Annotated in this window: 28 protein-coding genes and 1 pseudogene; 25 read left to right on the top strand and 4 right to left on the bottom strand. The window is 34.4% G+C overall.

Features of this window, described 5'->3' with window-relative positions; all coding sequences use genetic code 11:
- Positions 1–53: 53 nt before the first annotated feature.
- The 4 genes from tatA (at position 54) to MHH71_RS04625 (ending at position 2,423) form a co-directional block, all read left to right on the top strand.
- Complete coding sequence (gene tatA, locus MHH71_RS04640) at positions 54–218, top strand: twin-arginine translocase TatA/TatE family subunit (RefSeq protein ID WP_001132888.1); 165 nt, start codon at positions 54–56, stop codon at positions 216–218.
- 74 nt (positions 219–292) lie between these two features.
- The gene (gene tatC / locus MHH71_RS04635) at positions 293–1,021 is read left to right on the top strand and encodes a twin-arginine translocase subunit TatC (RefSeq protein ID WP_078211789.1); all 729 of its coding nucleotides are present in this window, start codon (positions 293–295) and stop codon (positions 1,019–1,021) included.
- Between the two features lie 154 nt (positions 1,022–1,175).
- On the top strand, positions 1,176–1,427 hold the full coding sequence (locus MHH71_RS04630; protein WP_000605583.1) for a DUF2535 family protein: 252 nt from the start codon (positions 1,176–1,178) through the stop codon (positions 1,425–1,427).
- A gap of 153 nt (positions 1,428–1,580) precedes the next feature.
- Positions 1,581–2,423, top strand: a complete 843-nt coding sequence (locus MHH71_RS04625) for a DegV family protein (RefSeq protein WP_006094739.1) — start codon at positions 1,581–1,583, stop codon at positions 2,421–2,423.
- Between the two features lie 288 nt (positions 2,424–2,711).
- Here MHH71_RS04625 and MHH71_RS04620 read toward each other — a convergent pair whose 3' ends face one another.
- Positions 2,712–3,683: an MBL fold metallo-hydrolase gene (locus MHH71_RS04620; RefSeq protein WP_003197392.1), complete on the bottom strand. Its 972-nt coding sequence runs from the start codon at positions 3,681–3,683 to the stop codon at positions 2,712–2,714.
- 344 nt (positions 3,684–4,027) lie between these two features.
- Between MHH71_RS04620 and MHH71_RS04615 the strand changes: the two genes are divergently transcribed.
- Positions 4,028–4,612, top strand: coding sequence for an SCO family protein (locus MHH71_RS04615; RefSeq protein ID WP_018766424.1), 585 nt, complete (start codon positions 4,028–4,030; stop codon positions 4,610–4,612).
- Between the two features lie 54 nt (positions 4,613–4,666).
- Here the strand turns inward: MHH71_RS04615 and MHH71_RS04610 are convergent, their stop codons facing one another.
- A complete protein-coding gene (locus MHH71_RS04610; RefSeq protein WP_006094740.1) occupies positions 4,667–5,134 on the bottom strand; it encodes an Hsp20/alpha crystallin family protein in 468 nt (155 codons plus the stop codon).
- 217 nt (positions 5,135–5,351) lie between these two features.
- Here MHH71_RS04610 and asnB point away from each other — a divergent pair, with 217 nt between their 5' ends.
- The 16 genes and pseudogenes from asnB (at position 5,352) to MHH71_RS04530 (ending at position 19,202) form a co-directional block, all read left to right on the top strand.
- Complete coding sequence (asnB, locus tag MHH71_RS04605) at positions 5,352–7,253, top strand: asparagine synthase (glutamine-hydrolyzing) (RefSeq protein ID WP_003197399.1); 1,902 nt, start codon at positions 5,352–5,354, stop codon at positions 7,251–7,253.
- Between the two features lie 143 nt (positions 7,254–7,396).
- Complete coding sequence (locus MHH71_RS04600) at positions 7,397–7,756, top strand: GNAT family N-acetyltransferase (protein WP_006094741.1); 360 nt, start codon at positions 7,397–7,399, stop codon at positions 7,754–7,756.
- A 56-nt stretch (positions 7,757–7,812) separates the two neighbouring features.
- Positions 7,813–8,142, top strand: coding sequence for a hypothetical protein (locus MHH71_RS04595; RefSeq protein WP_018766421.1), 330 nt, complete (start codon positions 7,813–7,815; stop codon positions 8,140–8,142).
- 100 nt (positions 8,143–8,242) lie between these two features.
- The gene (locus MHH71_RS04590; protein WP_003207118.1) at positions 8,243–9,238 is read left to right on the top strand and encodes an N-acetylmuramoyl-L-alanine amidase; all 996 of its coding nucleotides are present in this window, start codon (positions 8,243–8,245) and stop codon (positions 9,236–9,238) included.
- A 378-nt stretch (positions 9,239–9,616) separates the two neighbouring features.
- On the top strand, positions 9,617–10,579 hold the full coding sequence (locus MHH71_RS04585; protein WP_033798849.1) for an ABC transporter substrate-binding protein: 963 nt from the start codon (positions 9,617–9,619) through the stop codon (positions 10,577–10,579).
- 133 nt (positions 10,580–10,712) lie between these two features.
- Positions 10,713–11,591, top strand: coding sequence for a D-amino-acid transaminase (gene dat, locus MHH71_RS04580; protein WP_003197405.1), 879 nt, complete (start codon positions 10,713–10,715; stop codon positions 11,589–11,591).
- Positions 11,592–11,695: 104 nt separating this feature from the next.
- Positions 11,696–12,343, top strand: a complete 648-nt coding sequence (locus tag MHH71_RS04575; RefSeq protein WP_033796124.1) for a nitroreductase family protein — start codon at positions 11,696–11,698, stop codon at positions 12,341–12,343.
- A gap of 276 nt (positions 12,344–12,619) precedes the next feature.
- Entirely contained in the window at positions 12,620–13,108 is a 489-nt protein-coding gene (locus MHH71_RS04570) for a hypothetical protein (protein WP_033796125.1), read from the top strand.
- A 350-nt stretch (positions 13,109–13,458) separates the two neighbouring features.
- Positions 13,459–14,328, top strand: coding sequence for an AraC family transcriptional regulator (locus MHH71_RS04565; RefSeq protein WP_006094743.1), 870 nt, complete (start codon positions 13,459–13,461; stop codon positions 14,326–14,328).
- 110 nt (positions 14,329–14,438) lie between these two features.
- Positions 14,439–14,987 carry a cysteine hydrolase family protein gene (locus tag MHH71_RS04560; RefSeq protein WP_018766414.1) on the top strand — a complete coding sequence of 183 codons (549 nt, stop codon included), beginning with the start codon at positions 14,439–14,441 and terminating at the stop codon, positions 14,985–14,987.
- A gap of 200 nt (positions 14,988–15,187) precedes the next feature.
- Positions 15,188–16,306, top strand: coding sequence for a GAF domain-containing sensor histidine kinase (locus tag MHH71_RS04555; RefSeq protein WP_006094744.1), 1,119 nt, complete (start codon positions 15,188–15,190; stop codon positions 16,304–16,306).
- A 14-nt stretch (positions 16,307–16,320) separates the two neighbouring features.
- Complete coding sequence (locus MHH71_RS04550; protein WP_003197417.1) at positions 16,321–16,956, top strand: response regulator; 636 nt, start codon at positions 16,321–16,323, stop codon at positions 16,954–16,956.
- A gap of 12 nt (positions 16,957–16,968) precedes the next feature.
- A complete protein-coding gene (locus MHH71_RS04545; RefSeq protein ID WP_033798850.1) occupies positions 16,969–17,286 on the top strand; it encodes a hypothetical protein in 318 nt (105 codons plus the stop codon).
- A gap of 61 nt (positions 17,287–17,347) precedes the next feature.
- Positions 17,348–17,512: pseudogene (locus MHH71_RS04540) on the top strand (MurR/RpiR family transcriptional regulator); the annotation flags it as partial.
- 206 nt (positions 17,513–17,718) lie between these two features.
- Positions 17,719–18,255 (top strand): NADPH-dependent FMN reductase, encoded by a 537-nt coding sequence (locus tag MHH71_RS04535; protein WP_006094747.1) that lies wholly within the window; start codon positions 17,719–17,721, stop codon positions 18,253–18,255.
- Between the two features lie 152 nt (positions 18,256–18,407).
- Positions 18,408–19,202: a VOC family protein gene (locus MHH71_RS04530; RefSeq protein ID WP_006094748.1), complete on the top strand. Its 795-nt coding sequence runs from the start codon at positions 18,408–18,410 to the stop codon at positions 19,200–19,202.
- 65 nt (positions 19,203–19,267) lie between these two features.
- Here the strand turns inward: MHH71_RS04530 and MHH71_RS04525 are convergent, their stop codons facing one another.
- The gene (locus tag MHH71_RS04525; RefSeq protein WP_006094749.1) at positions 19,268–19,690 is read right to left on the bottom strand and encodes a DUF1801 domain-containing protein; all 423 of its coding nucleotides are present in this window, start codon (positions 19,688–19,690) and stop codon (positions 19,268–19,270) included.
- A gap of 158 nt (positions 19,691–19,848) precedes the next feature.
- Entirely contained in the window at positions 19,849–20,061 is a 213-nt protein-coding gene (locus MHH71_RS04520) for a hypothetical protein (RefSeq protein WP_006094750.1), read from the bottom strand.
- Positions 20,062–20,612: 551 nt separating this feature from the next.
- On the opposite strand from MHH71_RS04520, the gene MHH71_RS04515 reads away from it, so the two are divergent.
- From MHH71_RS04515 to arcD, 4 genes are all read left to right on the top strand, one after another.
- The gene (locus tag MHH71_RS04515; RefSeq protein WP_006094751.1) at positions 20,613–21,170 is read left to right on the top strand and encodes a YdcF family protein; all 558 of its coding nucleotides are present in this window, start codon (positions 20,613–20,615) and stop codon (positions 21,168–21,170) included.
- A gap of 103 nt (positions 21,171–21,273) precedes the next feature.
- Entirely contained in the window at positions 21,274–22,227 is a 954-nt protein-coding gene (locus MHH71_RS04510) for an ABC transporter ATP-binding protein (protein ID WP_033798851.1), read from the top strand.
- Positions 22,228–22,230: 3 nt separating this feature from the next.
- Positions 22,231–23,742 carry an ABC transporter permease/substrate-binding protein gene (locus MHH71_RS04505; protein ID WP_003197444.1) on the top strand — a complete coding sequence of 504 codons (1,512 nt, stop codon included), beginning with the start codon at positions 22,231–22,233 and terminating at the stop codon, positions 23,740–23,742.
- A 218-nt stretch (positions 23,743–23,960) separates the two neighbouring features.
- Positions 23,961–25,388, top strand: a complete 1,428-nt coding sequence (gene arcD, locus MHH71_RS04500; protein WP_003207126.1) for an arginine-ornithine antiporter — start codon at positions 23,961–23,963, stop codon at positions 25,386–25,388.
- Positions 25,389–25,456: the final 68 nt, after the last annotated feature.

The following is a 25,456-nucleotide window of genomic DNA, read 5'->3' as shown; positions in this document are numbered from 1 at the left end:
TTTACAAAATTTTTTGACAAAATAAAATTAAGTGAGATTAAGGGGGAAGTCATATGCCAAATATTGGGGTTCCGGGTTTGATATTAATTTTAGTACTCGCTTTAATTATTTTCGGTCCAAAAAAGTTACCTGAAATTGGACGAGCTTTTGGGGAAACATTAAAAGAGTTTAAAAAGTCTGCAAAGGGTTTGCATGATGATACGGAAGAAAAGAAATAAATTTCACTAGGTTATTTTGTTTCTATGGTATATAGCGAGTGGGGAATGTGGTGATAAGAGTGGACAATCAAGAGATGAGTGTCATAGAGCATCTTGGAGAGTTAAGAAAGCGACTCATTATAACAGCGCTGACGTTTCTGATTTTTATTGTCATTGGCTTTTCATTTACGAAAGAAATATATAATTTTATCGTAAAAGATTTAAATATGAAATTAACTGTTTTAGGTCCAAGTGATATTTTATGGATTTATTTTGTGATTGCAGCTGTCTTTTCAATTGTATGTACAATACCAGTTGCAGCTTTACAAATTTGGTTATTTGTAAAACCAGCTCTACATAAACATGAGCGTAAAATGACAATTCTGTATATCCCGGCATTATTTCTATTATTTATTGGAGGACTTTGCTTCGGCTATTTTCTGATTTTACCATTTATTTTGCAATTTTTAATGAGTCTTGGTGATGATATGTTTCAGACAATGTTTACGACGGATAAGTATTTTTCGTTTGTGATGAATATGACAGTACCATTTGCTGTGATATTTGAACTTCCTGTCGTTACGATGTTTTTAACTAGTATAGGTGTTCTTAATCCAATAGCACTACAAAAGGTGAGAAGATATGCGTATTTTATTTTAATTGTAATTGCTGTTTGTATTACACCGCCAGACTTTATTTCTGATTTTTCAGTAGCGATACCACTTCTTGTAATTTATGAATTAAGTATTACAGCATCAAAGTTTGTGTATAAGAGGAAAATAAAAAGAGAAATGAATACAGAATCAAAAAGTGCCTCATTATAAAGGCACTTTTTTTATTTATTTGTTATACTATACTTATAACTGTATACAATATAAAGAAGAAAAAAATTATAGAATCTCCGAAATTTAGACAAACTTTTCACTAGTGTAAGTTTATACTGAAGTTATAAATCCAATAAAAAAGAGGATTGATATCGTGATTATGAAAAGTTTTTATTTCACTCATTCAACAGGGAATTGTATCAAAATATTTGAAATCCCTGTCCTACAAGCACAACACCCATTAGCATTTCTAATTCAGTCACGTCTTCAACTATTTATTGCTAAAATTCAAAAACAAAAACAACCGAGATTCTCATACTCTTTTCGCGAATATTTACAAAGTTGCTTAAAGTGGAATGATTATTCAAATGTATATCAAACAAACTCGCTTGAAAAAAATGCATAGTCTAAAATAGAGACAGAGCAAATAAGCTCTGTCATTTTCTTTTTAGACATAAAAGTCAAAGAAATTTGTCGAAAATCACTTCAAACTGTTGAAAGCATTGTGAATACTAGTATAATAACAAGGAGAGCGTATTGGAAAGGGAAGAAGTAAAATATGCAAAAAATTAAAATTGTTACAGACTCAACGGTGGATTTATCACAAGATGTGATTCAAAAATATGATATTCATGTTATTCCATTGTCGATTTCTGTAAATGGAAAAACATACTTAGATCGTGTAGATTTACAGCCGGATGAATTTATTGAAGAAATGCAAAAATCAGAAGAATTACCAAAAACATCACAGCCAGCAGTCGGATCGTTTGTTGAAATGTATGATCGTTTAGGGGAGGACGGTAGCCAAGTTCTTTCCATTCACTTAACGCATGGTTTAAGTGGGTCAGTTGCAACAGCTAATACTGCAGCAACGATGACAGATACGAAAGTTACAGTGGTAGACTCATTGTTTATTACGCATGCTTTATCGTATCAAGTAATTGAAGCAGCAAAAATGACGAAGGAAGAACGTTCTTTGGAGGATATTTTAAAGCGTGTTGAAGAAGTTCGTAAAAATACTCGTCTATTTGTAGTTGTTGATACGTTAGAAAACCTTGTAAAAGGCGGTCGGATTGGAAAAGGAACAGCTATGATCGGATCTTTATTAAACATTAAGCCAATTGCAAGTATTGATGATGGTGTATATAATCCTGTTGCGAAGGTACGCAGCAAAGGTCAAATTGTGAAAACATTGATAAAAATGTTTGAGGAAGATATAGCTGGTAAAACAGTAAAGGCGGTAGCTGTACCACATGCGAAAGCATTACCGTTAGCACAAAAAATGAAAGAAGCAGTTGAAAAAATTAGTGGATTTACACAAACGGAAATTTTTTACACAACGCCTATAATTAGCACACACACTGGTGTAGGGGCAATCGGATTTTCATATTTTGCTGAATAGAAAAAGAGCTACTTGAGGGTAGCTCTTTTTATCTTTTCATCTACAGCAACATTTTAAATGAATGAGACTATTTAGGAGTGGGGAAGAAGTTCTATTAATTAAGATGTTATAACTGATTGTAATAGACGATGATAATCGTGATGATGGCGCTTATTGAAATCATAAAGCGTCGTTGTAAATACTCCCTCATTTAATATTCCTTTCTCCTTTTATCGGTTCTTATATGAACAGAAAATCAGCAGTTCATTAAAGCCTTAGTTTATAATATGCATAAAAGGGGAAAGGGATTTATAATTTTGCGTGTTCCTTTATGGATTCTTTTTCCTCAGAGGGCATTTTTTCTGGAAAATACGTTTGACCAAGAAATAATACGTGAAGTTGTTCCCAAGGTAACATACGTAAATTCCAGTTGTTACGAAGTCGGGTAATAGCTTCTCTAGGTGTCTCATCAGCAAGTGCAAATGTACCGTAATGCATTGGAATGAAATGCGTTGCTTTTACATCTAAAAAGGCTTGCACTGCTTCCTCGGGGGAAACATGTGATACTTTCATAAACCATTCTGGTTCATATGCACCAATAGGCATTAAGGCGATATCAATAGAAAATCGGTTGCCAATTTCTTTAAACCCTTGGAAATAGCCACTATCACCACAAAAGTAAATTGTTTCATCTGTTGTGCTATTATCGATAACCCATCCACCCCAGTGGGAAGTATTCATATCAAACAATGATCTTCTTGTCCAGTGCTGCGCCGGTACGAAGTGAAATGCTACATCATTAATTTTTGTGAATTCCCACCAGTTATATTCTTCTACTCGCATAAATTTTTTTCTTGTAAATAACTTTTTTAATCCAGTAGGTACTAAGTATAGAACATCTGAATTCAATAGACGAAGTGTAGAAAAGTCCAAATGGTCATAATGACCGTGTGAAATGAGGACAATATCAATCTTAGGTAATTCCTGTAATGTAAGGCCGGGATTCGTTAGCCTCGGTACAAGCTTTATTTTCTTTGACCATACTGGATCTGTTAAAATGTTGAGCCCGTTTGTTTGTATAAGGAATGTTGAGTGACCTATCCATGTAATTGTTGTTTTTTCAGTGTTCGTTCGTAAAAACTGGCTACTCTTTACAGGTGATTGTTCTACTAGATAAGAAAAATCTTTTTTGTTTTGTTTTCGTTCTTTACGCCAACGTAAAAAAGAACGAAGTGGTTTTTTTGTACTAACATTATCCATATTTTCATAGCGCTTTGCCATGAACATCACCTCATTTAAAATCTTTGTAGTTGTATTGTATCGAAATGTTGTAAAGGAAAAAAGTGAGGGAAATTGATTAACGATTAAAAAATTGTAAAAAATAGTGTGGATATCTTTACAAAGCGAGTGACTTATTGAAAATTATTGTGTAAAGAGACGGGAAGGAGATAATTTTAGTAAACAATGAAACAGTTGTCTAGTAATTCGCTCGAAAATAGGAAGTAACATACCTAAATTCGTACGATTTCGTGAACAAATTGGATAAACAATTTTCTCATAGTGTTTACTTTTGTTATGATAAACATGTCATACATAAATTTAGAAAAGAGAAGAGAGGTTTGAAAATGAAGCGTTATCAAAAGCTGATTGGTCTCATAGTTGTTTTTTGCTTCTTTATACTTGCAGGATGCGGCTCAGGATCAAAACTCCGTAAACCATTAAATTGGGATTTAGAAACTTTTCAATACATAAATCAAGATGGTAAAAAGTTTGGAACAAAAGATTTAAAAGGGAAAGTATGGGTGGCTGACTTTATGTTTACCAATTGTCAAACGGTTTGTCCACCAATGACTGCTAATATGGCAAAGCTACAAAAGATGGCGAAAGAGAAAAAATTAGATGTTCAATTCGTTTCGTTTAGTGTAGATCCTGAAGTGGATAAACCAGAGAATTTGAAAGCATTTATACAAAAGTTCACAGATGATACGAAAAATTGGAATTTGCTAACAGGGTACTCATTAGAAGATGTGAAAAAATTTGCAAAGGATAATTTCCAAACGTTAGTAGATAAACCGGAAAATGGTCAAGTCATCCATGGAACATCGTTCTTCCTAGTTGATCAAGAAGGAAAAGTAATGAAGCAATACAGTGGAATTAGTAAGACACCATACGAAGACATTTTACGTGATATGGAGCGACTCTTGAAATAAAAGAAGGATGCTGGGCATCCTTCTTTTTGGATATGGAAAATATATATATAATGGTTAATCTATGGATAAAATATCGTGCTGTTGTGGAAGTTTTTGAGCGCGGATTTCTAAAATACCGTTTTGATAGGAAGCTTTTGCACTTTTTTTCTTAATTAGATATGGAAGCTTAATCATGCGAGAAGCACCTGACATGGATCGCTCACGGCGATAGTAATTATGTGAAACTTCATCTTTTGTTTCTTCCATGATTTCTTCAGTAACAGAGATTTTTAAGTATTCACTTTGAATTTCTATTTGGATTTTTTCCTTTTGAACGCCCGGGAGTTCTGCTTTTATGACCAGTTCTTCTCCAGTTTCATATAGGTCGACAGGGAATGTTAATAAGCGGTTTCCTTTTTGAAAAAAGTGATTCATATCCGCAATTACATCACGTAATGGCGTTTGTTCAAAAAAATCATCAATTTGTTTTAAGTAACTACGAATTGGTGGACGAGACGAAGATTCTTTTTTTTCATCACTCATGTTTTTGCCTCCTAGAAATCAATTTGCAATATCATATGACAAATGTGTGCAAATGTGAGTGCCTATTTTTCATGTTTGCACAAAAAAATTGGGTAAAATGTGAAATGGAGTGATTTTTTTATAGTTTTTATCGCCATATCGAGTTGATTATGCTAGTATAAATAGGGTTGATATAGTAGTATAGAAACAGAATGAAAACTGAAAGAGGGTAAGAAGTATGTGTGGTTTTGTAGGATGTTTATGTGAAAACCCTAGAGAGTTTTCAGAAACAGAAAAACATCAATTTGAAAATATGAATACGATTATTTTCCACCGTGGTCCAGATGACGAGGGATATTTTCGTGATGAACATGTACAATTTGGCTTCCGCCGTTTAAGTATCATTGACTTAGAGGCAGGACATCAGCCGCTAACTTATGAAAATGATCGATATGTAATTATTTTTAATGGTGAAATTTACAACTATGTAGAATTACGTGAAATGCTACTTGAAAAAGGTGCAACATTTGCAACGCAATCTGATACAGAAGTTATTATCGCATTGTATGCACACATGAAAGAGAAATGTGTAGATTACCTACGTGGTATGTTTGCATTTATGATTTGGGATCGTGAAGAAAAGAAACTTTTCGGTGCACGTGACCACTTCGGTATTAAGCCGCTATATATCGCGCAGCAAGGTGATACAACATTCTTTGCATCTGAAAAGAAAAGTATCATGCATGTTATGCAAGATAAAGGGGTAAATCCAACTTCTCTGCAACATTACTTTACGTATCAATATGGACCAGAACCAGAAACATTAACTGTTGATATTAATAAAATCGAACCTGGTCATTATTTCGTAAAAGAAATCGGTAAAGAGATGGAAATTCATCGCTACTGGAAACCATATTTCAATGCTTCAAGTGCGACAAAAGAGGAGCACATTCAAGCGATTCGCGATGTATTGTATGATTCTGTAAAAGTTCATATGCGTAGTGATGTACCAGTAGGTTCATTCTTATCTGGTGGTATCGATTCATCTATCATTGCGTCTATCGCAAGAGAAATGAATCCAAATCTTCTAACATTCTCTGTTGGTTTCGAACGCCGCGGCTTTAGTGAAGTTGATGTAGCAAAAGAAACGGCAGAAAAGTTAGGCGTTACAAACCATAGTGTCTTCATTACAGCGAAAGAATTCATGAACGAATTCCCAAAAATTATTTGGCATATGGATGATCCTTTAGCTGATCCAGCTGCTGTACCGTTGTACTTTGTAGCAAAAGAAGCGCGTAAGCATGTAACAGTAGTTCTTTCTGGTGAAGGTGCGGACGAGCTATTTGGCGGATATAATATTTATCGTGAACCAAACTCGTTAAAAATGTTCTCTTATATTCCTACTCCAGGAAAAAGTGTCTTAAAAGCATTAAGTGGAGCATTAAAAGAAGGATTTAAAGGGAAAAGCTTCTTGGAACGTGGATGTACACCAATTGAAGAACGCTACTATGGTAATGCGAAAATCTTCCGTGAAGAAGAAAAAGCTGAGTTAATGAAGTATTACAATGAAAGTGTTAACTATATGGATATCACGAAGCCATTGTATAATGAAATTAAAGATTATGATGATGTAAGCAAAATGCAATACATCGATATGTTCACATGGCTACGCGGCGACATTTTATTAAAAGCTGATAAAATGACGATGGCAAATTCATTAGAACTTCGTGTGCCATTCTTAGATAAAGAAGTGTTTGACGTTGCGTCTAAAATTCCAACAGAATTAAAAATCGCAAATGGAACAACAAAAGCAATTTTACGTGAAGCAGTGCGCGGAATCGTTCCAGATCACGTGTTAGATCGTAAAAAGCTTGGATTCCCTGTACCAATTCGTCATTGGTTAAAAGATGAAATGCATGACTGGGCTGTTAATATTATTAAAGAAAGCAAAACAGAGCATTTAATCGACAAACAGTATGTATTAAACTTACTGGAAGCACATTGTGCAGATAAAGGCGATTATAGCCGTAAAATTTGGACAGTACTTGCATTTATGGTATGGCACCAAATTTATGTTGAGCATAAATATGATACAAATGAGTTTCATGAAGAAACAAAGCGTGCGTATAGCTTAGTATAAAGTGAAACTGGCATCCGCCACTAATTATTATCCCACCAATAGTGGGATAAATAAGAAAACCTTAAGATTGCATACGATCTTAAGGTTTTTTTCATAAATACGTATTGTAGTTGATACAATAATAATAAAAGGATGGACAAAATATGATTACGTTTGAAAAAGTGAATACAGAAACAAAAAAAGTTGTTGAAGAAATGTTTGCTTCTAATGGTTTGAATATAAAGGAAGTTCAATATTGTATAAAAATTGATGATACATATATTGGTGTAATTGATTATACCGTTCAAGGTGAGCGTGCTATATTATCTAATTTAATAATTCATTTTGATTATCAAGGTTACGGATATGGAACGAACACTTATTTTACATTTGAAGAAATGATGAAGAGTAGCGATATGAAAGATATCAAGGTGTTACAAGGGGATCTAACTAAACAAGCTAAATCTTTTATAGAGGGACTCGGCTTTATATGGAACGGTGAAATGTACATAAAACGCTTCTAAAAGGAAAGAAGTTAACTAAGGAAAGAAATGAATATAAGGCAGGTGGATGTATGACGATGACGTCTGGTTTTTTACTAATAGGGAGTTGTTTTATAGGAGCAGAACTATGCCAAATTTTCATCCGGAAAATGATGCGTAAAAAGCGTAAACCGTATGAATGGCAATACATTCCGGTATTTTTTATTCTGTTTTTTACTTTGTATGTATTACAAAATGCAATCCACTTTCCACCAATGTTGAACATTTTTTTGAAGTTTGGCTTAATATATAGTGGCAGTGGAATGGCTATTCTATTTTGTTTGTTTTGTATACGGCATGTTCATTATCAGTCGTACATATTTATTTTAAATTGGCTCAATCGAGATGATGGAAATCGCCTTACATAAGGTGGTTTTTTTGTTTGTTTTGTAACCAAATTTTTATGTTGTACATAAAATAGGACGAGCATAAATATAAGCTCTATTAAATATAGAAAGGAAATGGTATATGAAGCTAGTTATAGATGCAGGTCATGGCGGATACGATTCCGGTGCTGTTGGAAACGGTTTGGTTGAAAAAAATCTAACACTTCAAATTGCTAAGCGTGTTCGAGATATTTTACTTGCAAATTATGCAATTAATATTAAGATGACGCGCGATAGTGATGTCTTTATCTCATTATCAGAACGTGCAAATATTGCTAATTCTTTCGGAGCAGATTTTTTCATCTCATTTCATATTAATAGTGGCGGTGGAACAGGTTTTGAAAGTTATATTTATAATGGACTATCAGATAGCAGTTCTGCAGCAGCCAAGCAACAAAAGATGCATGTGGCAGTTAATCCTGTTTTAACGAAATACGGTTTGCGTGATCGTGGTGCAAAAAAGGCCAATTATGCAGTACTAAGGGAAACAGCTATGGATGCTTTATTAACAGAAACAGCTTTTATTGATACAACATTTGATGCGAATTTATTGAAAAATCCGCAGTTTATAGAAGATTTATGCCAAGCATATGCAAGAGGAATTGCTGTAATCTTAGGATTAACGGCAAATCCAAACCCACCAAATCCAGAACCGCCAAGTCCAGCTCCTCAAACAAAAGGTGTAGCATATATTCGAGGAAAGAACGTGAATTTAAGAAGCGGCCCATCAACATCATCCTCAGTGATTCGTCAGTTAAATTCTCCAGAATCGTATGTAGTTTATCAGGAAAGTAACGGTTGGCTAGATTTAGGGGCAGGCCAATGGATATATAATGATCCATCGTATATTGATTATGTGAAATACGGAAATAGTGATGGAAGTCCGATTGGAGTGGCGAATATTCGAGGGACGAATGTGAATTTAAGAAGCGGTCCATCAACATCGTCTTCAGTGATTCGTCAGTTAAATTCTCCAGAATCCTATTTAGTATACGCAAACCAAAACAGTTGGCTAAACCTAGGAGGAAATCAGTGGATATATAATGATCCATCTTATATCAAATATGATCAATATTAAAATATAAAAGATTAACAATAGAATTGAATGACACCCTGCCTTGAATGTCTTGCAAACAGAAGAACTTAGAGGGAGGGCTTTTTGTGAGGAAATAATATATTAAAATTATAAACATGCTAATTGGACTTATCATTGTAATAGCTATGCAATTCGTGTTGAAAAGGGCAAGTCAAAACATGTGTTATGCATTGATTGAAGTGACAATTACTTTTGTATGCCTGTTCATTTTCCATGTTTATCGGTAGGATGAAATTGTATCCATGTTGGAATAGTTGAGAGAACATATTCTAGAAAAAATTTAAAAATATATTGACAACTTTTAGTCAATACATTAATCTTTAAAATGTTAATGATAATCAATTTCATCTAGGAGGACATATGACCCGAACTAAAAATATCTTTATTCTCTGCATTGTAATGTTAACGGTTATGATTGCAGGATGTGGCAAAGAAGAGAAGAAAGAAACGAATACAGCAGCAGAAGGAAAAGAATCGTATGTAATTAAGCATGCGATGGGGGAAACAACGATTAAAGGAATACCTAAAAGAGTCGTTGTCCTAACAAATGAAGGTGCCGAGGCACTTTTAGCGGTAGGAGTTACACCGGTTGGTTCTACAAAACCAAGAGCTGGTGAAGAATGGTATCCGCATTTAGCAAAAGAATTGAAAGATACAAAAGTTGTAGGAACTGAGCGCGACGTTAATTTAGAGGCGATTATGAAATTAAAGCCTGATTTAATTATTGGGAATAAGATGCGTCATGAAAAAGTATATGAACAATTAAAAGAGATTGCACCTACTGTTTATGCTGAAGCACTACGCGGGGATTGGAAAGAAAACTTTACGTTATACACAAAAGCCGTAAATAAAGAAAAAGAAGGTCAAAAAGCGCTGGATGATTATAAGAAACGTATTGAAGCGATAAAAGAGAAACTAGGAGATAAAATAGTATCTAAAGTTTCTATCATTCGTTTCGTTCCAGGTGATGTTCGTATTTATCAAAAGAATTCATTCTCTGGTGTTGTTTTGCAAGATATCGGATTTAAGAGGCCAACACTTCAAGATAAGGATGATTTTGCGATAAAAGGTGTTACAAAAGAGCAAATTCCAAATATGGATGGAGACTACTTATTCTATTTCACATCTGATAAAGATGCTAATAAAAATAATGAAGGAAATACGATAGCGAAAGAATGGACAGAAGACCCACTCTTTAAACAGCTACAAGCTTCCAAAAATAATAAAGTATTCGAAGTAGATGAAGTTATTTGGAATACAGCAGGCGGCATTAAAGCGGCAAATCTTATGTTGGATGATATTGAAAAATACTTTCTGAAATAAGTAAATAACCTATAAAAACACATCACTATTAAATTGTGATGTGTTTTTATATTCTTAAATAACTGAAAAATCATCACTATTAAGTGCAAATAAGTTGTAAAATGAAAATAATTATTAGGAAAGGAGTGGTAATATGGCAACAGGTGTTCATAAAGATTGGATTTTGTTTAATGGAAGAATTGTGAATATGAAGGAAGAACAGCCAATGGTTGCATTAGAAGAGCGAGGTTTACAATTTGGTGATGGTATATATGAAGTGTTTCGTTTATATAATGGGAAACCTCACCTACTAGATTTACACTTAGAAAGATTCTTTAAATCTATGAAGGAAATTCATCTTGTTCCACCTTTTACAAAAGAAGAATTAATTGAACAACTTCAGCAATTAATTGAGAAAAATCAATTTCAAGAGGATGGGAATGTGTATATTCAAATTTCAAGAGGCATGCAGCCACGAAATCATGTATATGAATCAAATCTAGAGCCAACTTGTTTTGCAAACATTGTTTCATTCCCGAGACCGCTATCTTTAATGGAAAAGGGAATAAAAGTAACAGTGGAAGAGGATATTCGCTGGAAGTTTTGCCATATCAAATCTTTAAATCTTCTTCCTAATATTATGATTAAGAATAAAATTAATGAAGAAGGGTATCAAGAAGCGATATTAGTTCGAGATGGAATTGTAACAGAAGGATGCCATTCGAATTTCTTTATTATAAAAAATAATAAAGTGATTACGCACCCAGCGGATCAACTTATTTTACATGGAATTACTCGTCATCATGTCATTTCATTAGCAACAGCTCTACATATTGAAGTAGAAGAGCGAGGGTTTTCATTACAAGAAGTATACGAGGCAGATGAATGCTTCTTTACAGCAACACCCCTTGAAATACTCCCTGTCATTCAAATTGGAGACGAATCATTTGGTAATGGTGAACGGGGACCTGTTACAAGGAAGTTACAAGAAGCTTATGAAGAAAGCATCGCTACCTTTAAAGTAATAAATTGAATGCGCAAGGAAAATGAAGCTGGTATTCCTCCAGCTTTTTTTCGTGATATAATTATAAGCATAGGACAATTTTTGAAAACGTTATAAAAGGGGATTTTATGTATATGAATTATGAAGCATTTAAAGAAGTAATTCACGGACGACGCAGTGTTCGGAAGTTTACAGAACAAGAAGTATCTATTGGTGACATAGAGGAAATTATTGATTGTGCTCGTTATGCTCCAAGCGATACGAACTCACAAACGTGGGAATTTATTGTTATTATGAATCGGGATAAAATTAAAGAAATTGAGCAAATGACATGGGATGCTTTACATAAATTGGCTGAAAAAGCAACGGAAAAAGGAGAAGAAAAAGCAGGCAAATTACTTACGCGTTCGTTTGGACCATATGCAACTGCTTTTTCTGATGCACCGGTTTTAATCGTATGTTTAGCTACACCATATGAGTCAAAGTTTCGTGAAAAGATATTTGATCCAATTGATTTCGTTCCAGATTCAGTATGGGAAGAAGAGGGGATTAAGAGTAGTTGTTTAGCTGCGCAAAATTTAATGTTAGCAGCATATGCAAGAGGTCTTGGGACCTGCCCGATGACAGGGCCGGTGTTATTAGCTCAAAATGAACTGCGACAATATTTACAGATTGAGCCTGAGAAACAAATTAATATGGTAATTTCGCTAGGGTATCCAAAAGATAAACCGAAGAAACTTGCTCGAAAAGAAGTAAAAGATATTACAAAGTTTATTTTGTAGGATGTTATGTAAAAAATTAGAAAAAGACATTGGATGTATCAATGTCTTTTTCTAATTTTTCTAGAGGAGAATATTTTTTAGTGATAATGGGCTAAAATGGAGAGTAAGAAGGAATTTCTAATTATTTCTTGAAAAAATTAATGATGTTAAAAAAGAAAGTATGGTACAGTAATGATGAACAGAATGTTTGTTCACGGAAGTTTAAAAAACTGAACTTAGAACAGATAATTATTTCTGTATAATAAATAAAGAATAAATTTACAGGGGGGATGAATTTTGAAGAAATTCATAATCACTGGATTGTCTGCTTTGTTACTAGTGGGGTGTGGTGTCCCGAATGGAAAAGAAGAAACTCAGCCAGTAAAAGAAGAACAAGTTGTAAATGCAAGTGATGAGAGTGTGACTCCTTTTCCAGAGGGAACAATGCCAATTGGTGAAGGGAAAGTAAAAGTAATCACGCCAGATGGTACTTCTGAAGATGGGAAGATACCAACTGTATTTGTAAAGAAGGATACTCTAATTCAGCAAGTTGAATTAGAACTTGCTGATTTTCAAAATGATAAAGAAACATTCGTATTCGTAGATAATATATTTGAAGATAAACATCATGTTACTAGCATGACGCAGACAACAGTAGAATTAAAGCAAAAAACGTTAGAGACAGGGTATCATACAATAACTGCAGTTCAATTTGAAAATAATGATCCAGCGGGAAAAGTTATTAACTTTGTACAGGCTAAATTTGAAAATAAACCTGCACATTAAAAAGGTAATACTCTGTTATGTTAGAGAGGGAAAGGTACATCACGATAAAGAGTGATGTACCTTTTTGGTTTTTATTCCGATTCTACCATTTGCGGGCAGTAAGACTCCCACCTCAAAATTCGGTGAAAATAAAGAAATTAGGTGGGAGAGTAACTGCCCATAAAAGCCCGATTGGTGAGGGGAAATAATTAATGGAGGATGGAGAATCCCCCACTGATTAAAGTTTCAATTTATCTTTTTATAAATACACATTAAGAAGAATTTGAATAAGTTACAATAAGAATTAGCACAAATTATCAAAAAATATTTTGATGAAAATATAAAATAGATTAAAAGAGGGGGGAGTGAAGATGGATTATTTCGAAAAAATCCAAAACTCTATTGAATTTATTGAAAGCAATCTACAGGACAGACTTAATGTTGTTGAAGTTTCTTCGCAATCTTGTTTTTCTCCGTTTCATTTTCAAAGGCTGTTTCAAGCGATTACAGGTTTTTCTGTACAAGAATATATAAGAAATAGAAGGCTATCTGAAGCTGCCATTTCATTAAGGGAAACAAGAAAGAATATATTAGAAATTGCGATTGATTTTCAATATAACTCACAAGAGGCATTTACACGAGCATTTGTAAATTATTTTGGAATGACTCCTGCTAAATATCGAAAGTCAGAAATCGCTTTACATTTACAAGCTAAAATGAATTTTTTTGACTATAAAAAGGAGATGAAGGGAGACTTGATTATGAATAAACCTAATATTGTACAATTAAGCAAAAGGGATATTATCGGTTTTGAATATAAAACTAATCTAAACAATGAAAAATACTTTGAGGAAATTCCAAAATTTTATTTTGACTTTGGAAGTAATGAATATTATTTGAGGATTCTTGAGAAAATTGCACCTAATATGTCATATGGTATCGCATGTAATTTTCATGATGATGGTAATTTTTCGTTCATTATTGGAGAAGAAGTACAGGGGAGTGCTGCAGAATTAGACGATGGGTTTGTTAATTTTGAAATTCCAGAAGGTAAATATGCTGAATTCAAAGTAAATGGTTCGACTGATTTAGTTCAAAATACGAGAAGGTATATTTATGGTACATGGCTACCAAACTCGAATTATGAAAGAAGAGAAGGACCAGATTTTGAAATTACCGATGTATTGCAATCAATATATCCAAATCAAATGAAAGCGATAATATATATACCTATACTTTAAATATAAATGTTTCGTAGGGATTTGTTTGAAAATGTCGAATAAAATATATCGCGTCGTAAAAACACGTTTTCTATTGTTTAGCGTGAAACGAGTAGGGAGGAGAATGAGTGATGAAACGTGCTCTTATAAATATTGATTATACATATGATTTTGTAGCAGAAGATGGTGCTTTAACGTGTGGAAAGCCGGGACAAGATATTGAACAGCATCTTGTAGCGATTACGAAGCAGTATATTGAAAACGGAGATTATGTTGTGTTTGCCATTGATAAACATGAAAAGAATGATTCCTATCATCCTGAGACACAATTATTTCCACCACATAATATAGCGGGAACAAAAGGAAGAGATTTATACGGAGAGTTACAAAAGGTGTATGAAAAATATCAAGACAATGAGAATGTATACTATATGGACAAAACACGTTATAGTGCTTTTGCTGGAACGGACTTAGAAATGAAACTAAGAGAAAGAGGAATACAAGAAGTCCACCTTGTTGGTGTATGTACGGATATTTGTGTTCTACATACAGCAGTGGATGCCTATAATAAAGGATTTCACATCGTTGTACATGAAAAAGCAGTGGCTTCTTTTAATGAACAAGGACATGAGTTTGCAATTGGACACTTTAAGTCTTGTTTACATGCCGAAGTGCAGTGAAGAGAAACAAAAATGCGGGATAAAAGGAATGGAACAATACTTAGACGGCTCTTGGTCGTTCGGAACTGCAAGATTAGTAAACAAATACAACAAATCGAAAAGTTATTGATATAGAGTAAAGAAGCTGATACATTCAGCTTCTTTTTTAATTTATAGTATTTAGAAATTTCTTAATGTTATAATGGTAGTTGGTGATGAACATGAATTATGATGAAAAGCAAATGCGCCGGTTAGAGGCGTTAAAAGAAATTGCAGAGTTGTTAAATGAGGCAACTGATTTACAGGAAATGTTGGAAAAAGTATTACATACATTATTGCAAGTTATGAATTTACAAACAGGTTGGATTTTTTTTATTGATGAAAAAGGAACGCATCGTATGCTTGTTGATAGGAATTTGCCACCAGCACTCACATGGCGGGAAAAGAAGCCGATGTGTGAAGGAGATTGTTGGTGCGTGAATCGATTCGTAAATGGACGTTTAGAAAAGGCAACAAATATCATTGAGTGTAAACGAATTGAAGATGCTATTGAATATAATTGGGGAGAGACCGAAGAGATTACACACCATGCGACGATTCCTCTTCGTGCTGGCAGCGAGAAGTTCGGTTTATTAAATGTTGCTTCACCTCATAAAACACATTTTTCAGAAGAAGAACTAGCGTTATTAGAGGCGATTGCATTCCAAATTGGAACAACGATACAACGAATTAGGCTAGTTGAGAAAGAGCGCAAATATGTAATTGTAGCGGAGAGAAATCGACTCGCACGTGATTTACACGATTCGGTGAAACAATTGCTATTTTCTATTATGTTAACTGCTAGAGGTACTCTTGATATGGCAAAGGACAAAGAATTACAAGAGATGCTCCGTTACATAGGGGAATTATCGCAAGAAGCGCTGCAAGAGATGACATTATTAATTTGGCAATTACGGCCAGAAGGATTAGAAAAAGGGCTTGCAGAAGCAGTACAGAATTACGGAAGGCTATTAGGTATTCAAGTAGCAATTCGAATTGATGGAGTTATTTCAATTGGTGATGAAATAGAAGAAGTACTGTGGCGTGTGAGTCAGGAAGCCTTACATAATTGTAAAAAACATGCTTCATGTGAGAGAGTATCTGTTAGCTTGAAAACAGAAAATAATAAGTTGAACTTTCAAATTGAAGATGACGGCATTGGGTTTATTAGAGAAACAGTGAGAGATTCAGCACTTGGTTTAAAAAGTATGAAAGAACGAATTGAATTGATGAAAGGAACATTTCGAATAAGAACGAAACCGGGACAGGGGACAAAGATTGAGATTCAATTACCGGTTTGAAAGGGAGAAACACATTGAAAATTAAATTATTACTTGTAGAGGATCATCATATTGTGCGAAGGGGACTTGTATTCTTCTTAAAAACGAAAGAGGAATTTGAAATTATAGGAGAAGCAGAGAATGGGGAAGAGGCGTTAGCGTTTGTTCGAAAAGAAAGGCCAGATGTAGTATTAATGGATTTATCAATGCCGAAAATGGATGGAATTGAAGCGACAAAAAGATTGAAGCAATATGATGCGACAATTAAAATCCTTATGTTAAGCAGTTTTTCAGAGCAAGATTACGTTCTTCCAGCGATGGAAGCTGGTGCGGATGGTTATCAACTAAAAGAAGTACAGCCAGATCAACTTGTTGCTTCTATTATTGCTGTACATCAAGGCAATGCAAATTTCCATCCGAAAGTAACGCCTGCTTTGTTAGGACGACCGGCAGTGAAAGAGGAAAAAAAAGATAGTTTTTCTATGCTGACAAAAAGGGAAAAAGAAGTACTGCGTGAAATTGCGAAAGGAAGAAGTAATAAAGAAATTGCAGCAGAGCTTCATATTACAGAACAGACAGTTAAAACACATGTTTCAAATGTACTTGCTAAATTAGAAGTAGATGATCGGACGCAAGCGGCTTTGTATGCTGTAAAAAATGGTGTTGTATAGGAAGATGTTGAGGTGCAAGTAGCTATACGCTCGTATGAACAAAATTGTTTAAATCTATCCGAATGTGTAGGAGAATACATAACAGAAAACAATGAAGCGCTTCAGATTACAAGTTCAAATAACCAATTCTATGTTACGATTCCAAAACGTTACGGAGTATTATATAAGTTTAAAATTTTGCCTAGTCGCATGCAAAATGAAACGATAACATTCCGTACTACATATATTGATGAAGAGGTAGAAGTCAATATAAGAACAGGATTATTACGGTATAAAGATGTCACTGCAAAATATACAAAAGCATATAAAATACATAACAATATCCAATAAAGATTTTTCTTCTTTCGATAATTAGGTACGATAGAGCTACTATGGAAGGGGAAGATACATCATGTCTGGTACAAAAAGTGGAATAGGAAAGATTCGGGCTTCATTAAATGGTTTATCACTGAAGCTTCGAAGTATTGCTGAACATATTATTAAACATCCGCAAGATGTTGTACATAAATCAATTACGGAATTAGCTGAAGTTACTAGTAGTTCAGAAGCGACTATAGTTGTTTCAGCACTTCGAAATCAGTTCGGCGGACACGCTGTTGTAAAGAATGATTAATTGATATATCAGGAACTCATACGAAAGTATGAGTTCTTTTTGTATTTCTCATACTATTTTCTCAAAGCTTTTCCCTCTTTTTACTGTTTTTTGTGTAGAATTTTCTGATAGTATAGAGGTAGAACTTAAAACAAAGGGGAGAAATAAACATGAAATTAGTTGTAATTAACGGAACACCACGTAAATTTGGTAGAACACGTGTCATTGCAAAATATATTGCAGAACAATTTGAAGGAGAGTTATATGATTTAGCAACAGAACAATTGCCTTTATATAACGGTGAAGAATCACAACGTGAACTAGAAGCGGTAACTAAATTAAAAACAATAGTGAAAGAAGCTGATGGTGTTGTCCTTTGCACACCTGAATATCATAATGCGATGAGTGGTGCGCTCAAAAATGCATTAGATTTCTTAAGTAGCAGTGAATTTGTCCATAAACCAGTTGCTTTATTGGCGGTTGCAGGCGGCGGAAAAGGCGGTATAAACGCGCTTAATAGCATGCGGATTGTCGCGCGAGGCGTATATGCAAATGCGATTCCAAAACAAGTTGTACTAGACGGTTTATACGTACAAGATGGTGAACTTAGTGAAGATGCAAAACCATTAATTCATGATCTTTTCAAAGAGTTAAAAGCATATATGAGCGTGTATAAAGAAGTGAAAAAGCAATTAGGGGTGGAGTGATAATTTTTTAGAGGGCAATGTTCTATTATTCATTGCCTCTAGCACCTTTGTGAAAACGATTTCAATCAATAAGGTCCACAGAATAGTGATATAAATAGAAGAATTTTTAATAAAATTGATTTTATGTATGGAAATTAAGGTGGTGAATAAGGATGATTACACATTTTTCAGAGCTGAGATTACAGACAGTATCTATTCAAGGCGTAGAACAAGTATATGGAGAACGCCTCGGGATCCCAATTTTATTAAAAACGGATAAACAGATAAGTTTTCGATTAGCGCCACATGTAACTTTATCTTTTGAAGAAGCATATGAGCCAATTTCACCTGCTCATTTTGCTTTTCAAGTACCATTTTCAAAATTTTATGAAGCAGCAAAACGGATTCAGGAATCTGGTTTGCTTATTGTAAAATGGGAAGACGGTCATGACATTGATGAAGAGGATAATCGATTAAATTTATATTTTCGCGATGGGGATGGAAATCTTCTAGAGATTATTGCACATAAATATATTGATGAAGGTGTTCTAGTTCCACATACACCTTTAAACATTCTTTATATGAGAGAAATAGGTTGCCCAGTTGAAAATGTACCTATATTTAGAGAATGGCTAAAATCTAATTTATGCATGAAAACATTTGAAGATGGTGGGATTTTCAACTTTATGATTGGTGGCACAGCCCATATTGTTGCAAGTTGGAAGGGGAGAACTTGGATTCCAATTGCAATGAAAGCTTTGCCTCCAAAGATACATGTTTCATTTGGAACACCAAGTCTACACTTCATACAAAAGGTTCAGAATCATCTAAGACAAAATGATGTACCTTGTCAGTTTAGTAAGAATGAACTATCGTTTGTTCAAGAAGGATATTCTTTTTCTATACAACATACTCCGCATTTTAAAGCTGATATTCCTAATAAGTTAAATTTGCCACTTTCTATTTAAGCGGTATTTTTTTGACTTGTATTCAAAACACCTGTTGCTTCATTCGTTTAATTGCTATACACATATTAACGATCTGGATACGTTTCTTGTAAAAAACCGACAGATTGTTTAATTAATGCTTTTAGAACATTAAGATCAATATCTGCTACTTTATTAATGTATATACACGCTTTTCCAGATGTATGTTTTCCAAAGTCTTTTAATAATTCTTCTCGCTTAGGGTCACCCGTCGCAAAATATAAACTAATCTTGGCTTTACGAGGGGAAAAGCCTACTAATGGTGCATCTCCTTCATGACCAGATGCATATTTATAGTGGTATGTACCAAATCCAATTATGCTTGGTCCCCACATCTTTGCTGGATAACCTGTTGTTTCAGTAAAGATATCTAATAACTGATATGCGTCTTCTCGTTTTTTTAGGCTGTCAACATTTTCAATAAACTCGATTACACTATTGTTGGTTTCTGTTGTTTTGAGTTTATACATAATAGAATCGCCCCCTTTTTAGATATAGGTTTTATCGCATATTTCATTATAATACATAGTTTGAATCAAAGTTACAGAATCTCATGTATTCTTAAAAGAAATAAAAACTTTTGAATAAAAATTTACTTTCTCTTTTCATCCTTAAAAATAACACAAAATTATTTCATTTCATTTAACTTACCTTTTTTTCTAAGTAAATCGGCTTTTGTTATATCTCTAGAAATAATAAATAGAAATAAGTTAACCAAGACTAAAATGACATCTATACAAATGACCCAAGAATCACTTTTTATAAAAGAATTAGTCATAACCAATATTAATAAGCTAATTCCTGAAATTAAACGTACTTTGTTTTGTCCTATTTTCAACATAAAATCATCTCCTTTTCACTATATTACAATATTCTTATTGTATTTAATATATATTAAATTATAAGCATGTAATGAATACACTAAATGTAACCTTTTATCCCGAATAAACGGGAAGGAATATCCTCACCTCAAGATGCAGAGAGAAACAAGGATGTTAGGTGGGAGATCAACTGCCCGTAAAAGTCCGATTGGTGAGGGCTAATAATCAGTGTGGGAAAGAAAACCCCACTGATTAAAGTTTCACTTTATCTTGATATCCCAAAAATAAAAAATACTCTTGAAATAAGGAGAAACTTCCAATAAATCCATTGTATGACGAGAGAGAAAATACAAAATCTATAAAGGAACCATATAAAAAGAGGATGTGAAACAAAATGGGAAAAACGAAAGCGTTAGGATCAGCGAAACATAAAGGAAATCAAACTCAGTGTCATACATCTTCTAAAAAAGGGCGTAATGCTCAAAACGCAGGACAACGTAGTCACTAAAAAATACTTCTGTCTCCCTTTCTTTTTCTATATAATATAAAGAAAGGGAGTGTAAGCTTATATATGAACAAATGGATACTACTTGTTATTTTATTATTTCCACCATTATGCATAATGTATATGACATATCGAATGAAAAAAGTTGCTTGTGAAAAGTTAAGTGATAACGCTCCATATGTATTAATTTTAGGTGCAAAATTATTTGGGGATAAACCTTCTTTATCTCTTCAAAATCGACTGGATGTAGCCTTAATGTATTTAAATTCTCATCCGGAAACAAAAGTAATTGTATCTGGAGGACAAGGTGAAGATGAGGACATTCCTGAAGCACATAGCATGCGAAATTATTTAATAAAGCATGGAATTGAAGAGAATCGTATTTTCATTGAGGATCGTTCGACAAGTACTTATGAAAATCTAAAGTTTAGCATGGATTTATATCATGTAATGCACGCGGTAGTTGTGAGTAATACATATCATCTATATCGAACAAAAATTATTGCTAAGCGTTTAGGAATGCAGATGGAGTCACTCGCGGCACCAACACCAAGGCGTTCAGAGAAGAAAGCATATATACGTGAATATGCAGCAATTATTAAAACAGTATTATTCGATCATTAGAGCTCAAGTAAGGGCTCTTTTTTCGTGAATAAAAAGCGTATCATTTGAAAAGAAGGAAAGATTCTATCAGAATGAAAGAAACAATAATAAGGGAGTTGTATTTGTGATTCGATTTAATCATGTGTCAAAAGCATATGAAGATGGTACAAAAGCAGTAGATTCATTACATTTAGAAATTAAAAAAGGAGAGTTTTTTGTCCTTATCGGTCCGAGTGGTTGCGGAAAAACAACAACGATGAAAATGATTAATCGTTTAATTGAAACGACAGAAGGTTCCATCTCTATCGATGGAAAAGACATCCAAGATTACAATATTCATGAATTGCGTTGGGATATCGGGTACGTTCTGCAACAAATTGCATTGTTTCCTCATATGACAATTGCTGAAAATATTGCGATTGTACCTGAAATGAGAAAATGGAGTAAAGAAAAAGTTCAAGAGCGTGTGGATGAGTTACTTGATATGGTTGGATTAGATCCAGATGTATATCGAAATCGTATGCCTGATGAATTATCTGGTGGACAGAAGCAACGTGTGGGAGTGGTAAGAGCACTGGCTGCTAACCCGAAAATCGTTCTCATGGATGAACCATTTAGCGCGCTAGATCCATTAAGCCGAGAACAGTTGCAAAAGGATATTGTAGAATTACAGAAAAAAATTCAAAAAACAATCGTGTTCGTGACACATGATATGCAAGAAGCGTTAACACTTGGTGATCGTATTTGCGTGATGAGAAAAGGAAAAATCGTTCAATTAGATACACCGGAAGGAATCATACATAACCCAGTAAATGATTTTGTAGAAGAATTTATTGGAAATCGTGTTCGCCCTTGGTATGAAGGGAAGAGCATTGAAGATGTGTTGCCACTTGCGAGTGATAGAAAAGTAGACAATGATGTTTTACCTCTATCTCTGCATGCTTCACTACAAGAGGCGTTGATTCGTTTGGAAGCAGAAGAGGCAATCCCGATTGAAAGAGAGGGGCAATACGTGGGGACATTAACGAGCCGTCATATTGTGGCATATTTGGCTGGACAAATGAAGGAGAGGGGGTAAACCGTGTCTGCATTATTACAAACGTTTCAGGAACGAAAATTAGAATTACTTAGTGCGCTGATTGAGCACTTACAAATTTCACTTATTTCTTTATTCTTTGCGGTGATGATTGCAGTTCCACTCGGTATTTTGTTAACGAGAAGAGAGCGAATTGCTGAGTTTATTATAGGCACATCTGCTGTTATGCAAACAATTCCCTCATTGGCTTTACTAGGGCTTTTAATTCCGCTTGTTGGTATTGGAAAGGTGCCAGCAATTATCGCGCTAGTTGTGTATGCGTTATTGCCAATTTTACGAAATACATATACGGGAATCCGTAAGTTAGATGCATCGCTTATTGAAGCAGCCAGAGCGATGGGAATGAATAGCTTTAGAAGATTATGGAGAGTAGAACTTCCTCTTGCATTGCCAATTATAATGGCTGGAATTCGTACGGCAATGGTATTGATTGTCGGAACAGCTACGTTAGCTGCTTTAATAGGAGCTGGAGGGCTTGGAAAACTTATTTTACTCGGTATAGATCGAAATGACCATGCTCTTATCGTATTAGGGGCTGTACCAGCCGCATTGTTAGCTTTATTCTTTGACGGAGTACTTCGGATGTTTGAAAGCACTGGACGCTCTCCTAAGCGAATTATATCGGCAATATGTATCATTGTAGTTGTTATAGCTGCACCATTTCTATGGAATACGCAAAAGAAAGATATTGTGATTGCTGGAAAGCTGGGAGCTGAACCAGAAATTTTAATTCAAATGTATAAGCAGCTGATCGAGCAAGATACTGATTTAGATGTAGAATTGAAACCAGGACTTGGGAAAACAGCATTTGTTTTTGAAGCTTTAAAATCAGGGGAAATTGATATGTATCCTGAATTTTCAGGGACTGCTTTATCTACTTTTGTAAAAGAAGACCCAAAAAGTACAAATCGTAAAGAAGTATATGAACAAGCACGTCTAGGGATGGAAAAGAAATATCATATGGTGATGCTAAAGCCGATGGAATATAACAATACATATGCACTTGCAATGCCAAGAAAAGTTGCAGAGCAGTATAATGTGAAAACAATCTCAGATTTACGAAATGTTGCAGCAAATGTTAAGGCTGGATTTACGTTAGAGTTTGCAGATCGGGAAGACGGCTATAAAGGGATGCAAAAATTGTATAATTTCCAGATTGCAAACGTAACAACAATGGAGCCGAAGTTACGATATGGTGCAATTGAGTCGGGGGAGGTTACTGTTATTGATGCTTATTCTACTGACAGCGAACTTGAACAATATGGCCTCCAAGTACTAGAAGATGATAAAGGGTTATTCCCACCTTACCAAGGAGCTCCTTTATTAAGAAAAGAAACGCTTGATAAATATCCTGAACTTGAACAGACATTAAATAAACTTGCTGGGAAAATATCAGATGAAGATATGAGAAAAATGAATTATGAAGTAAATGTAAATGGTAAAAGTGCAGAAAGAGTAGCGAAACAATTTTTAGAAAAAGAGGGATTGATTCATTAATATTTGCAAAAAATATACAATTTAATGACTGGAAATCGACCGTTCATAATAAAATGAACGGTTTTTTTGTGCATACTTATACAATTTTTCAAAAAAGTATTCCCTTTTTGCTCATTTTCTTTTAGAATAAGTAATGTTTTCCTGAAAAAATATAATAGAAACATCTATTAGAGAAAAAGGTGACTTTAATAGTTGAACGGATGAACATAACACCTAGAATGACAGATGGGGTGGTACCAATAGAAAAGAAATTAGGATTTTTTCCATTAATCGCATTAGTAGTAGGAACAATGGTTGGCGGTGGTGTTTTTAGTTTACCGCATGATTTAGCAGTAGGCGCAAATAGTGGCGCAACGATAATTGGATGGTGTATTACAGCAATGGGAATGATTCCACTTGCACTTGTATACCAAACGTTAGCAAGACAAAAACCAGAGCTTGAAGGCGGAATTTATAGTTACGCACGCACAGGATTTGGTGAATATGTTGGTTTTAACAGTGCATGGGGATATTGGCTTGCAGGGATTTTAGGAAACGTAGCTACGATTATGTTATTGTTTAGTACACTTGGATATTTTTTCCCTATTTTTAAAGGAGGAAACAACGTTGCCTCCATCGTTGGTGCATCTCTTTTATTATGGACGCTGCACTTCCTTATTTTAATTGGAATTCGTGAAGCGTCTATTATGAACTTTGTTGCAACAATTGGAAAACTAGTTCCGATTTTATTATTTATTGCAGTTATGGTTACAGCGTTTCGCTGGGATACATTTACACATGATTTTTGGGGTGAGGGAACCGTTTCTATTTCTTCTGTCCTTGGTCAAGTGAAAAATACGATGCTTGTTACACTTTGGGTATTTATCGGTGTGGAAGGAGCAGTCGTATTATCTGGAAGAGCAAAAAACAGCCGTGATGTTGGAAAAGCAACGGTTGTTGGATTAATTTTAGTTATGTCCATCTATATTTTAATCTCAGTCCTTTCTATGGGGGCAATGACAAGACAAGAGCTTTCTCTGTTAGAAACGCCGTCAATGGGCCATGTATTAGAGCATGTTGTTGGACCATGGGGAGCATTTGCCATTAATATCGGATTGGTTGCTTCACTTGTTGGGACATTAATTGGATGGTTCTTACTCGTTTCTGAAATTTCTCACGTAGCAGGGAAAGATGGCGTATTTCCGAAAGCCTTTACGAAGACAAATAAAAAGCAGACACCACATATTGCATTATGGATTTCAAATGGTGTCGCACAAACATTGTTTATTATCGTTTTGTTTTCGGAATCAACGTATCAAATGATGTATTTTATCGCGTCTACATCTATTTTACTTCCGTACTTATTATCAGCACTTTATCAGTTGAAATTAGTTGTAACGAAGGAACTGAAACGTGCGAGGCTAAAAAATGGAATGCTTGCTTTAATTGCCTCATTGTATTCCGTATGGTTGATTTATGCAGCAGGCTTAAAAAACTTATTACTTGTCTCAATCGTATATGGTATTGGACTTGTTGTTTATATGTTTGCTCGAAAAGAAAAAGGAAATCGCTGTTTTTCTGGCATGGAGAGATATGTCATGGTTGTAATCGTGGTTGCAGCAGTAATATCGCTTTATATGCTTGTAACAGGTAATATAAAAATGTAAAAAAGTCCTCCTGGAGGACTTTTTTCTTTGCATACAAGGAATTTTATTTTATTTACAGAATATCTAAT

Source organism: Bacillus sp. FSL H8-0534, from assembly GCF_038005885.1.
Classification (GTDB): domain Bacteria; phylum Bacillota; class Bacilli; order Bacillales; family Bacillaceae_G; genus Bacillus_A; species Bacillus_A pseudomycoides.
The sequence above is the reverse complement of the archived record's forward strand: the minus strand, read 5'-3'. Positions and strand labels throughout refer to the sequence as shown.

Excerpts from the sequence above, each read along its gene's own strand:
- tatA (WP_001132888.1), top strand. The coding sequence starts at position 54 with ATGCCAAATATTGGGGTTCCGGGTTTGATATTAATTTTAGTACTCGCT.
- tatC (WP_078211789.1), top strand. The coding sequence starts at position 293 with ATGAGTGTCATAGAGCATCTTGGAGAGTTAAGAAAGCGACTCATTATA.
- MHH71_RS04625 (WP_006094739.1), top strand. The coding sequence starts at position 1,581 with ATGCAAAAAATTAAAATTGTTACAGACTCAACGGTGGATTTATCACAA.
- MHH71_RS04620 (WP_003197392.1), bottom strand. The coding sequence starts at position 3,683 with ATGGCAAAGCGCTATGAAAATATGGATAATGTTAGTACAAAAAAACCA.
- MHH71_RS04615 (WP_018766424.1), top strand. The coding sequence starts at position 4,028 with ATGAAGCGTTATCAAAAGCTGATTGGTCTCATAGTTGTTTTTTGCTTC.
- MHH71_RS04610 (WP_006094740.1), bottom strand. The coding sequence starts at position 5,134 with ATGAGTGATGAAAAAAAAGAATCTTCGTCTCGTCCACCAATTCGTAGT.
- asnB (WP_003197399.1), top strand. The coding sequence starts at position 5,352 with ATGTGTGGTTTTGTAGGATGTTTATGTGAAAACCCTAGAGAGTTTTCA.
- MHH71_RS04600 (WP_006094741.1), top strand. The coding sequence starts at position 7,397 with ATGATTACGTTTGAAAAAGTGAATACAGAAACAAAAAAAGTTGTTGAA.
- MHH71_RS04595 (WP_018766421.1), top strand. The coding sequence starts at position 7,813 with ATGACGTCTGGTTTTTTACTAATAGGGAGTTGTTTTATAGGAGCAGAA.
- MHH71_RS04590 (WP_003207118.1), top strand. The coding sequence starts at position 8,243 with ATGAAGCTAGTTATAGATGCAGGTCATGGCGGATACGATTCCGGTGCT.
- MHH71_RS04585 (WP_033798849.1), top strand. The coding sequence starts at position 9,617 with ATGACCCGAACTAAAAATATCTTTATTCTCTGCATTGTAATGTTAACG.
- dat (WP_003197405.1), top strand. The coding sequence starts at position 10,713 with ATGGCAACAGGTGTTCATAAAGATTGGATTTTGTTTAATGGAAGAATT.
- MHH71_RS04575 (WP_033796124.1), top strand. The coding sequence starts at position 11,696 with ATGAATTATGAAGCATTTAAAGAAGTAATTCACGGACGACGCAGTGTT.
- MHH71_RS04565 (WP_006094743.1), top strand. The coding sequence starts at position 13,459 with ATGGATTATTTCGAAAAAATCCAAAACTCTATTGAATTTATTGAAAGC.
- MHH71_RS04560 (WP_018766414.1), top strand. The coding sequence starts at position 14,439 with ATGAAACGTGCTCTTATAAATATTGATTATACATATGATTTTGTAGCA.
- MHH71_RS04555 (WP_006094744.1), top strand. The coding sequence starts at position 15,188 with ATGAATTATGATGAAAAGCAAATGCGCCGGTTAGAGGCGTTAAAAGAA.
- MHH71_RS04535 (WP_006094747.1), top strand. The coding sequence starts at position 17,719 with ATGAAATTAGTTGTAATTAACGGAACACCACGTAAATTTGGTAGAACA.
- MHH71_RS04530 (WP_006094748.1), top strand. The coding sequence starts at position 18,408 with ATGATTACACATTTTTCAGAGCTGAGATTACAGACAGTATCTATTCAA.
- MHH71_RS04525 (WP_006094749.1), bottom strand. The coding sequence starts at position 19,690 with ATGTATAAACTCAAAACAACAGAAACCAACAATAGTGTAATCGAGTTT.
- MHH71_RS04520 (WP_006094750.1), bottom strand. The coding sequence starts at position 20,061 with ATGTTGAAAATAGGACAAAACAAAGTACGTTTAATTTCAGGAATTAGC.
- MHH71_RS04515 (WP_006094751.1), top strand. The coding sequence starts at position 20,613 with ATGAACAAATGGATACTACTTGTTATTTTATTATTTCCACCATTATGC.
- arcD (WP_003207126.1), top strand. The coding sequence starts at position 23,961 with ATGACAGATGGGGTGGTACCAATAGAAAAGAAATTAGGATTTTTTCCA.